The sequence below is a fragment of the Chroococcidiopsis sp. CCALA 051 genome (assembly GCF_003015105.1).
GTDB classification, from domain to species: Bacteria; Cyanobacteriota; Cyanobacteriia; order Cyanobacteriales; family Chroococcidiopsidaceae; genus Chroococcidiopsis; species Chroococcidiopsis thermalis.
In genome coordinates this window covers 19104-29606 of record NZ_PYCI01000078.1, presented here as the reverse complement: position 1 = coordinate 29606, position 10503 = coordinate 19104, and the positions used below count along the sequence as shown (strand labels likewise).

Annotated in this window: 11 protein-coding genes and 1 pseudogene; 5 read left to right on the top strand and 7 right to left on the bottom strand. The window is 42.1% G+C overall.

Annotated elements, in window-relative coordinates:
* Positions 1-45: 45 nt before the first annotated feature.
* The 4 genes and pseudogenes from C7Y66_RS18690 to C7Y66_RS18675 form a co-directional block, all read left to right on the top strand.
* Positions 46-291, top strand: a pseudogene (locus C7Y66_RS18690) (trans-aconitate 2-methyltransferase); the annotation flags it as partial.
* Positions 292-396: 105 nt separating this feature from the next.
* Entirely contained in the window at positions 397-1242 is an 846-nt protein-coding gene (locus tag C7Y66_RS18685; protein WP_106546723.1) for an endonuclease NucS domain-containing protein, read from the top strand.
* Between the two features lie 120 nt (positions 1243-1362).
* Positions 1363-2232, top strand: a complete 870-nt coding sequence (locus C7Y66_RS18680) for an aldo/keto reductase (RefSeq protein WP_106546724.1) — start codon at positions 1363-1365, stop codon at positions 2230-2232.
* A gap of 10 nt (positions 2233-2242) precedes the next feature.
* On the top strand, positions 2243-2683 hold the full coding sequence (locus tag C7Y66_RS18675; RefSeq protein WP_106546725.1) for an N-acetyltransferase: 441 nt from the start codon (positions 2243-2245) through the stop codon (positions 2681-2683).
* Positions 2684-2708: 25 nt separating this feature from the next.
* On the opposite strand, the gene C7Y66_RS18670 is transcribed toward C7Y66_RS18675, so the two are convergent.
* The 6 genes from C7Y66_RS18670 to C7Y66_RS18645 form a co-directional block, all read right to left on the bottom strand.
* Positions 2709-2999 (bottom strand): Calvin cycle protein CP12, encoded by a 291-nt coding sequence (locus tag C7Y66_RS18670; protein ID WP_199197513.1) that lies wholly within the window; start codon positions 2997-2999, stop codon positions 2709-2711.
* Positions 3000-4042: 1043 nt separating this feature from the next.
* Positions 4043-4687, bottom strand: coding sequence for a LuxR C-terminal-related transcriptional regulator (locus tag C7Y66_RS18665; protein WP_015152194.1), 645 nt, complete (start codon positions 4685-4687; stop codon positions 4043-4045).
* Positions 4687-5568: a S1C family serine protease gene (locus C7Y66_RS18660; protein WP_106546726.1), complete on the bottom strand. Its 882-nt coding sequence runs from the start codon at positions 5566-5568 to the stop codon at positions 4687-4689. The genes C7Y66_RS18665 and C7Y66_RS18660 overlap by 1 nt, the downstream gene beginning before the upstream one ends.
* A gap of 1 nt (position 5569) precedes the next feature.
* Positions 5570-6490, bottom strand: a complete 921-nt coding sequence (locus C7Y66_RS18655; protein WP_106546727.1) for a S1C family serine protease — start codon at positions 6488-6490, stop codon at positions 5570-5572.
* Positions 6491-6842: 352 nt separating this feature from the next.
* Complete coding sequence (locus C7Y66_RS18650; protein ID WP_106546728.1) at positions 6843-7607, bottom strand: calcium-binding protein; 765 nt, start codon at positions 7605-7607, stop codon at positions 6843-6845.
* Positions 7608-8310: 703 nt separating this feature from the next.
* The gene (locus tag C7Y66_RS18645; RefSeq protein WP_199197514.1) at positions 8311-9207 is read right to left on the bottom strand and encodes a DMT family transporter; all 897 of its coding nucleotides are present in this window, start codon (positions 9205-9207) and stop codon (positions 8311-8313) included.
* 341 nt (positions 9208-9548) lie between these two features.
* Here C7Y66_RS18645 and C7Y66_RS18640 point away from each other — a divergent pair, with 341 nt between their 5' ends.
* Entirely contained in the window at positions 9549-9899 is a 351-nt protein-coding gene (locus C7Y66_RS18640) for a hypothetical protein (protein WP_015152189.1), read from the top strand.
* Between the two features lie 34 nt (positions 9900-9933).
* On the opposite strand, the gene C7Y66_RS18635 is transcribed toward C7Y66_RS18640, so the two are convergent.
* On the bottom strand, positions 9934-10437 hold the full coding sequence (locus C7Y66_RS18635) for a hypothetical protein (protein WP_106166804.1): 504 nt from the start codon (positions 10435-10437) through the stop codon (positions 9934-9936).
* Between the last annotated feature and the right edge of the window lie 66 nt (positions 10438-10503).

The following is a 10503-nucleotide window of genomic DNA, read 5'->3' as shown; positions in this document are numbered from 1 at the left end:
CCCCTGTTCCCCTTGTCCTCCTGTCCCTAATTCCCAATCCCTACAATGCAGACAAATCTCTGGACTGATGCTGACCACGTTTTGTGGTATCTCGCCAAGGTAGATAAAATTCCCCATCGGACTAAGGGAGAAGGCGTTTTGTTAGAACAAGTACCAAAAACTGTGGAGAGAATTCTCGATTTGGGGACGGGAGATGGTCGTTTGCTGGGTTTGTTAAAAATAGATCGTCCGCAAGTTCAAAGCGTGGCGATCGATTTTTCTCCGACAATGCTAGAAGTGGTTCGTCAGCGCTGCTTATCCTACTATTATTACTGAGTTCACAACACATTTATTGTATAATATAGCACACTGATTCGGGTTGAAAAATCATCCAACTTATTAGTGTGTTCGGAGTTCATGCTGAAAAAAGTAGATAACAAGTGGCAGTTTGCCAGTGAAAATAATCTAGAAGATTTTGTTTGGAGTAGACTCAATAGCCTGCTGGGACTCTCTGGTTTAAGACGACAGTACAGAGTATACGGCGATACCTGCGATATCTTGGCACTAGATGAAAATAGCAGATTGGTAATATTGGAACTAAAAAACGTTGAAGATCGATACATAGTTCAGCAACTTACCCGTTATTATCACAGCTTGTTAGATGAAAAGCCTTTTCAGCAGCAAGTGAATTATCAACTACCAATCCGACTGATAGCGGTTGCTCCCAGCTTTCATTACCATAATTGGATAGATAAGAAATATCATCAACTAAGTTTTGAGTTTATGACTTTTACACTTAGCCAACAACAGAATGAGGTGTGTTTGCAGTTACAAAATTTAGATACAAAGGAAAATATTCAAACAACAGTTTTGAATGTATCGCTTATACAAAAAACAAAAGTTTCACAGCCTCAAACCTTAGTAATTACTGAGAGCAGCGGCACTGCTATTTATACTAGAGCTATAGATAACATTTTATCTTATTATGTGCTTGTCAAGAATGCTCATAAGTTGGGAATTCCTGAGTTGGAACCTTCTGAAATTGAAAGACTCAACAATTTGGGTTTTCCCAATAAAGTCAGCAAGCTTTTTAAGATTCGAGTAAAGGAAACAAGAACGAAGAGTGGTTATCGAGAAATCTCAATCCGAGTTCCTTCAAGTATAGGTGTTTGGGATTTTCATTGGTGGGTAGATGCTCATGTACCAACTGCAATTGAAACTATTAGTCCAACTGGTCGCCGTTATTTCTGTTATCACATCTAGGTAGAAGAAAGATGATTGATAACTATAATTCCAAAATTGTTTATCATCTAAAGCTCGATCGCCAACTTCTGTGCAGAAAGATAGAATGGGCGAGAGGAACACGTCACGGAATCTCAAGTGATGGAAACAAAACAACTAGGGAATACTGGTGTCACCATCAGCGCTATCGGTCTAGGTGGAATGCCAATGTCTTTGAGCAGCAGACCACCGGAAGCACAAGCGATTGAGACTATTCATCGCGCTCTCGATTTAGGTGTAACTCTAATTGATACGGCTGACTCCTATTGCAAAGATGAGTCAGATAAACACCACAACGAGCGTTTAATTCATCAAGCGTTACAACAATATCAGGGTGATGCGAGTAACGTAGTTGTTGCTACCAAAGGCGGTTTAATGCGTCCTGGCGGAAGTTGGACGCGCAATGGTAATCCAGACCACTTGCGGGAGACGATTCGGATTAGTTTTGACGCTTTCGGAGGAGAAAAACCGATCGATCTGTGGCAATATCACGCTCCAGATCCAAACTATACAATCGAGGAATCTCTCACTCCTGCCAAAGAAGCCGTTGCAGCGGGAACGATCCGGTATGTTGGTGTTTCTAATTTCTCTGTAGAACAGATTAAACGCGCCCGCGACGTAGTTGATATCGTCTCCGTTCAAAACCAATATAATCCCTGGCAGCGACAACCAGAGACAGATGGAGTATTAGAATATTGCGAACGTGAAGGTTTGACTTTCTTGCCTTGGAGTCCTTTAGGGGGTAGCCGTCGCGTTGCTAGCTTGCCAGACATTCCCGCGATCGCTCAATTAGCCAAAACGAAGGGTGTCTCTGTCTACGCGATCGTCTTAGCATGGCTGCGGGCAAAATCCCCTTGTGTAGTGCCTATTCCTGGTGCGAGTAAAGCTAGTAGTATCGAAGATTCTGTCAAATCTGCCCAAATTCAACTATCTTCAGATGAAGTAGAGCAAATCGATCTCGCTACAGGCTAACTTACAAAGTATGAAAGACATCCAGCGTCGGCAAGCAACGCAGGCAGATTATGATTTTTTGCATGACTTGCACCAGCAGACTTTTCGGCTGTATGTCGAACAAACTTGGGGCTGGGACGACCAACAGCAAATAGAACTGTTTCGTCAGTCCCACCAAAACCTGGACGAGTCGCCTTTTGAAATTTTGTGTCTTGAGGAGAAAGAGATTGGCTGTATTACGATCGAGGATAAAGGCGATTTTCTCTTCCTTGACTACATTGCCATATTACCTGATTATCAAAATAGAGGGTTGGGTACTCAATTAATTGGCGAACTTTTAGAATTAGGTAAAAGTAGAGGAATTCAGGTGCGCCTTAACGTTATTAAAGTAAATCCCGCCAGAAAGCTTTACGAACGATTGGGATTTCAGGTTGTCGGTAGCGACGAATATCGCTACTATATGACAGCTTGAGACGTTCCGTAGAACGCCTCTACAACTATACATCGTAAATCAGACATTCAAGCGATTCTGGATACTCTATACAGTAGAGATCGAGACTATTTCTTTGTTGAGCCGCTTCACGATGGCTTCTTTCTGCTTGTAATTCTTCCACAATGTCCCACGCTACCGCGCATTCGCTAGAACTGTCACCTGAAGTTTGGCACGCAGCACGCGCTTCTTCTAAAGCTTGCACGATCGCTTTTTCTAAAGAATTACTAATTTCGTTTCCCGCGATCGCAGTAGCCATTTTAGTGACTTGGGAGGGACGATCTGTTGCCTGAGTCATAAAAAATCTCCTGTTTAGCTTTTCAGCCTTGATTCCGCTGTGCTTGTCTTTCTCGCTCCCTCAAAGTTGGTAACTCTGAGTATTTCCTTTTCTAATTTAGGCATGAGAAGACCAGATGCCAGTGAGTAAAACCGTAATTTCAAGCATCGGTTTTTACTGCCTATATCCTAGATCGATTTTTCTAGATGCTGTGGTTTTGCTTATAATTTTTTAGTTTAGTTTTTCGTACATTAATCTTAGACTTCTAATATTTTAAACATTTAATCAAATATTCTTATAACTTAAAAAAATATTTACAACTTTTGTTAAATAAATTATAGTATTTGCCTTAGAAAATGCTCGAAATTAATAGAACTGTCAGCGTACTTATTTTGTAGCTAGCATAATACTAATGTAAATAAATCGTTTGAAATACATTCGTAGGGGCGCACAGCTGTGCGCCCCTAAAGATCTATATCTAATTTTATAAAGATAGAATAATCTAAAGTAGATACGCAAACAGTAACTCCAAATAAAAAGTATAATTCATAATATCAAGCCGCTCAGAATACAATCGCATTCTAAGCGGCTGAATGATTAACATATAGTTAGATATAAAAGACAACTCTAAACGTGAACTACCTCAGACCGTTCTGATGGAGGGTTTCGCCTCCCCTTGGTAGTAACGAAGTGGAGGAAGCGATAAAAACTCCACACCGTTTAGAACTGATATTTACACTGTCCATTTGCCTGACATCGCTCTCCTTCGGCTAATGGTTCTGGGTCACAACGGCGTAACCCCCATCCAGTGCGTTCTTTTATTATCTACAGTTACTAGAATAGCGATTCCAGAAACGGTAGCGATCGCACCATAGTAAGAGTTTCTACTCATTAATAAGTTAGAGTCTACTCATTCACTTTTTTCTATCCAGAAGCAGTTGTCAGGGAGTAGGGAGAATTCGGAATTCGGAATTCGGAATTCGGAATTCACGCATTCAAAATTTACCACTCGCAAGAGCGCAAGAGCGCCTTTCACCAACTATCAACCATCAACCATTAACCAATCACAACATAATCAATCCTTGTCTTGCTCCTAAAGTCACGGCTTCTGTACGGCTGCTGGCGTTGAGTTTGCTAAAGATAGAGGAAACGTGAAACTTAACCGTATGCTCCGAGATCCCTAAACGCTTGGCGATCGCCTTATTGCCCAACCCCTCAGCTAGCATTCCCAAAACTTCAATTTCGCGGGAAGTTAATGCTTGTAGTGGTGTCGTTGCTTCTACAACTCTTTCGCTCATTGGTAAAAGAGTAAGGAGAAGATCGATCGCATCGGCGTGCAATACAACTAATCCACTTGCAACAGCTTCTACAGCTTGTAAAATCTCTTCTGCGGATGCCGATCGCGGTAAGATGGCTTTGACACCAGAACGAAGCAGTTCGGGTAGGCGATCTCGATCCTCGGTATCGATAAGAATGGCGATTGGTAATTCTCCTACTTCTGATAATGCAACTAATTTTTCACTGACAGGCTCTCCTTCTGGTAAACTCAGCTCGATCAGAACTACATCAGGGTTATGAGTTGCGATCGCCGCAGCTAAGGTAACTGGATCGGCAGAACTACCAATTGTCAATAAATCGGGATTTGTCCGCACGATACTCTCTAAACCCGCACGGACAATCGGATTAGTGGCAGCAACCAGAACCCGCATCACGCCGCTACTGCTCCCGACTTATCTGGAATTTGGATTTGCGCGATCGCCGATTTGCCAGCACGAATCAAATTGAGTTGCAGTAAATCTCCTGGGGAAAACTGCCAAAGAACTTCGGCTAAATCTGAAATGTCAGTGAAACCTCGTCCGGCTACTCCTGTTAATACATCGCCAGTTAATAATCCAGCAGATTCAGCTAAACTATCTGCTTGTACTGCCAAAATTAATAAACCTAACCTGCGCCTGTATCTCCGCCCGATTGCCACAGGCTGGAGAGTCACTCCTAAATAAGGTTTAACTGTACCACGCCGTAAGAAACGCTCTACTATATTGCTGGGTATAGCTAAGCCTAAACCACCTGCGATCGCGGTGTTGATCCCGATTACTTTACCTTGAGTATCGGCAAGAGCGCCGCCAGAATTCCCAGAACGCAAGCGAATATCTGCCTGTATCCAGGTTCCAGTTTGATGCTTGGCAGTTTGATTTTTGCCAGTTTGATTTTTGGAACTGACTGTGTGAATAATTCCAGTTGTTAAAGCATTTGTTATACCTAGTGGATTACCAACTGCGAACACCATCTGACCGACTCGCAGCGTGTCAGAATCCCCAATGGGAGCAGCTGGTAGATCGGTAGCATCAACCTTCAATACGGCTAAATCTTGTAGGCGATCGCGGTTAGTACATACAGCGTCGAGAACCCGATTATCAGCAAGTTTGACTGTAGGGCGATCGCTCCTAATGACGTGAGCATTCGTAATAATGACACCATCAGCTTGCCAAATTACACCAGAGCCGCCGCCAAATCTTCGGTCTTGTATCTGTACCGTAGAACGGCTCAAAGCTGCGGCAACACTTGCTAGTTCGTCATTTAGTGTAGTCATATCAACGTTCTCCAATCGCGATCGGTACTGTTAATAATGCGCCGCCTCGAATCACTTGTGCGTTGAGGGTTTTACCTACAGACTCCGAGCCGAGCATTGCTTGCACGTCTCCGGTGTCGGCGATCGGTCTACCATCAAGGGAAATAAGTACGTCGCCAATGAATACGCCAGCGCGATCGGCGGGACCATCGGATTCGATATTGACGACGATTACGCCCCCGTTACTGGATAAGTTCAACGCATTTTTCAGATTGTCGGGTAGTAACACGGGCTGCATTCCCAAACCCAAATAACCCCTGGCAATTTTGCCTTTTTCCAATAAGGTGTCAATAACGCGGTTAACAGTCGCAACAGGTATAGCTAGCACCATATTACGAGGACCAACAGTATTGATACCGACAACACTACCTTTTGCATCTACTAATGGACTGCCAGAAAAACCAGGATAAAGTGATAAATCTAATTTGAGCAATCCTTCAGTCTGTTTGCCACACCAATCTCGTTGTGTAACACCAATACCTTTGGCGCTAACAACTCCCCAGCTAGCACTTAAACCGCTCTCACCAGGACGTGCTACAGCTAACACTAAGTTTCCAACTTGCAAAGTACCGCTATCGCCAATTTCTGCTGTAGGTAATTGGACATCTGGTATTCTGAGTACAGCTAAATCCGTGCTGGAATCTCGACCGATTAAAGTTGCAGCTACAGTGCGATCGTCTGGTAGCCTGACAGCAATTTCCTCATCCCGCCTTACCGTATGTTCGGCAGTAACGATGATACCATTGCGCCAGTGAACGCCAGTGGAAGGAATACGGTGACGTGCATTTACAGCAACAACGGCACGACCTGCCCGTTCGACTGCATCAGCTAAATTATTGGAAAGTGCTAGCAAAGTATTACTCTCAATTGATGGCGACTCCATATCATTTTTCCTTTTAGCAAGTGGTCATTTGTCATTGGTCATTTGTCGCTGCTCCCTACTCCCTGCTCCCTTTCTTCTCAACAACTGATTACTCATCATCATGCCGAACTGATACTATGGATGACATCAGAAAAATGGGGAGAGGAAGACCTAGAAAAATGGCTAGGGACTATATCTGTAAATAAAAAAGCTGCCGTTAATACGGACAGCTCTTGGTTACTTATTCAAATTCGGTCAGCGTTTCTCAGTAGGTTAAATAGTTCTATTCTGTAGTTAAGACTTAAAAAATCTAGTGAAATAGCTGGCAAATAGCAATTAATTTTTCAGCTTAAGCTTATTTTGAAATACGTTGTTAGCTGACGTATTTGAAGTAGCTTCCACCAATATTAACTGATTCTGGTGTGGTTCCGTGCAAAATAGCGATAAGTTCTTGCGTGCCAGGATTGTTAGCAAATTCAGCATAAATTCCCGTTCCTTGTAGGAGTAAATCGCTTGGTGCTGCACCTAAGCTGTAGGTGACTTGTGTTTGCATAAATGATGGTCCAGATGTGTCAATACTTCTTAAAACGATCGTATCTTCAAGAGGATTGAAGTCTGTAATCAGAGCGTAATCGTTATTGCCAGCAAATCTGTAAGATGTACCTGCGCCATCACGCCCAGCACCACCTTCAAGCCTGAAGGTATCTGCTCCTGCACCTCCCGTCAAGACATCTATTTCATTAGCACCGCGACTAACTGAACTACCAATGTATGCACCTCCTCCAGCACCATCAATGATGTCGTTTCCTTCTCCTCCATCTAAAACATCGTTGCCAAATCCACCAATTAAGTTATCGTTGTTTCCATCTCCAAATAAGATATCGTTACCGTTGAAACCGTATAGAGTGTCGTTACCTGTTCCGCCGTATACAGTATCGTCTCCGTAACCGCCATCTAGTAAGTCGTTGCCCGATCCGCCTTTCAATCTATCGTTACCGTTGCCTCCCCACAGAGAGTCATCTCCATCTCTACCGTAAAGTTTATCGTTGCCATCGTAGCCGTAAATAAAATCGCTCTCAGCAGTATCGAGACTGCCGGAAAGTTTGTCATCGGAAAATGTTCCTTCAATAGTTGCCATGTTCTTTGCTCCTCTTACCAGGTTTGTTTGATTATTTGTAGATTGGTTGAAAAATTTTCTCTGTCAGATTGACTAGCAGAAGACGGAGAAGTTCAATCCAATAATTACAACCTAACTTTGCAGCTTGCCGCTGTCTTGAGAAGGATTACTGCACAACTTAGTAAAAAAAGTTACTTTGAAGCTCTCGTAGCGATCGCCATCGGCAATGGTGCTTATTGCAACTATTTTCATTAAAAATTTGTCGCCCAAACAGCTCGTAGCTTTGCTAGAGCTTAGATTTGGGTAGCGAAACCACTTGAATATAATTTCATTTAAAAAGTTTATTTAGCTGTATTTGCTATCGTTATAATTAATTTTCTTACCTAAATAATATTAAAAATATATTATTAATAATTTTTTAATAATATTTTTATATTTGAGCAAATTGCCAACGAATGGTATTATCTTACCGTCTTTCTTTGTTTTTGTCTATCTCTTTATAAAGCAGAGAAGAACTTAGCTGTACTTCATTTATTATTATGCCGCAATTGTGCAGATTTGGTGCAGATTTGGTGCAGTTTTATTGCAGCTATTTTTGCGGAAAGTACAATCTTCTAGGTAGAAGCAACCTTTATCAGAAATTCATAGTTTTATCTCAAGAACTATAGCAGAAATACTCAAGACTCGCTCTGAAACAGAAAGAATGAAACGTAGCCTGCGTTACTCAACGCGATAACAACAGTACAGCTATACCACTTAGGGCTACAAAAACCCCTAAAATTGCTCTAAGACTGATTCTTTCTCCCAAGCAAACAGCTATAGGAATGACAAATAAAGGACTGGTATTGCTCAGCGTGAGGGCAACTCCTACAACTGCAAACTTGACTGCTACCTGTTGCAGCCAGATTCCTAAGTAAGTGCCAGCAAAAGCAGCAATACACATTGCTACTATAGTCTTGGCATTTAAGCTTTTGAACTCAAAGCGCCTGTGGTGCTGCCTCTGCCATCCCCAGGGCAACAAAATCAACACGCCACCGCACAATCGCAATAAAGCTGCCCATAAAGGACTAATATTGCTGGTAGTTAGTACGATCCGAGAAATGACAGCACCACTAGCAAGGGCGATCGCGGCTAAAATCCCAAAACCAACACCTCGTTGTATGCGTGTATGCCTTTCTCCTAAATTTGGTACTCGTTCTGTAACTACCCAAGCCACGCCTAGAATTGTTAGTAGAATGCCGCACCACGCACTCACGCTGAGCTGTTCTTGCAGAAAAATCAATGCCAAAATTGCTGCAAGAGGAGGTGATAAAGTCTCCATTAACAAGGCGCGTCTAGCACCTAAGTAATTTAAAGCAAAGAAGAACGCTGTATCTCCAATCCCAATTCCTAAAACCCCACTGAGTAGAAGTAAGCCTAAAGTAGTAGGAGTAACATCTGAAAATGTTGATTTTTGTACCAATAGCGTACAAACAAGTAAGGCGATCGCGATCGCGCCTTTGAGAATATTTAATTCTAGTGGTGGAATGCGTTGTCCGATGCGTCCGTAGATAACTGAAGATATTGCCCACAAACAAGCAGCTGTTAGCGCCGCCAGCTCACCTAAAAAATCTGTCTGCAAGATTGCAAAAAAGTTATTAAAAATACTGAACAACTCTTTTTAATGTTTTAGATAAAATACTATAACGCCTTTTTCAGGTTAGCACTCAAAGTACTTTAGTGCTAATTTTTGTATGTTACTTTTTAGCACTCAAGAGCCAACAGTGCTAATTTCTTAACTTAATATTTCTCATGATATAGCTCATTCTCCGCCTTTTTTCGGATGTCAAATCACTATAATTACAGCTATAACAATTGCTAAATAATAAGGACTATTAAGTGGCTAGTGGCTGGTGACTAGAAAAGAGCTTAGCTACCGATCGCTGACAATTGACAACTGATAACTAATATTAAGAGGTCAAGATGGAATATACATTTGAAATTGTAGGGGTGTCGCCGATTCTCTACTTTTTTCAGCATCAACAGCAAGTCGTACAAGTTCCTCAGTGTCGAGGAGTAGAGTATTTAGGAGCATACAAATGTACCTTGGATGCTTTTTTAAAATCGATAGAAACTATTCCCTGCAAACAAGATTGGAATTTAGAGCAAGTCATCGATACCGTCGTTAGTTTTTGGATGCGTAACTCAGACACGGTTCAGTATTGGAAATCTCGTTTTGACGATGCTGGTGGCAAAGATAATTTATTAGTAGCAAGAGTAGCAGATGTCAATGGTTTAAAGGCAGAGTTTGAAGCGTTATTGAGTGACGGATAATCGATATTACCAACAACCAAAAACTAACTACTTACTACTTACTTTCCCATCGTAATAGTCTTGGGAGTTGGGATAAATCGAGGGCGTAGTTCAAAGCCCACAACACAATATTGACAAGTAATAAATTCTTTATCCAAAGCAGTTCATCAGTTGGGCTTAGTAGTGTCATGCCTTCATACAGCTGCCAGATACGATAAGGCAAGTAAAGATAAGGAACCATGACCCACACAACAGTATGAAAATATCTCAGGGTGACAATTTCGGAAAGAATTTGCAGACCCAGCATGACTAAGTATGGTATCAGTACAGTTAAAATGCTGGAGTAGCCCTGCCAAATTCCCCACAGCAAAGCGGCTATTGGTAGCAATAATCCGATAATCTGTACCGTACCAAACCATATTTTGAACCACTCAGGCAGTGGTTCGGGAAGATAAAAAGGTTTTGAGTGTCTCCACGCCCAGCCAACGAGGGCAAAAAAGGACGTGGCGATCGCAAAAAACAGCAGGTTCTCGAACAGTAGGTAAACTTCTGTAGACATCTGCAAGCTAGAGAATAAACAACGAGCGATCGCGCTTGTTTGTACTTTCTTGTTTGTATTTTAGCG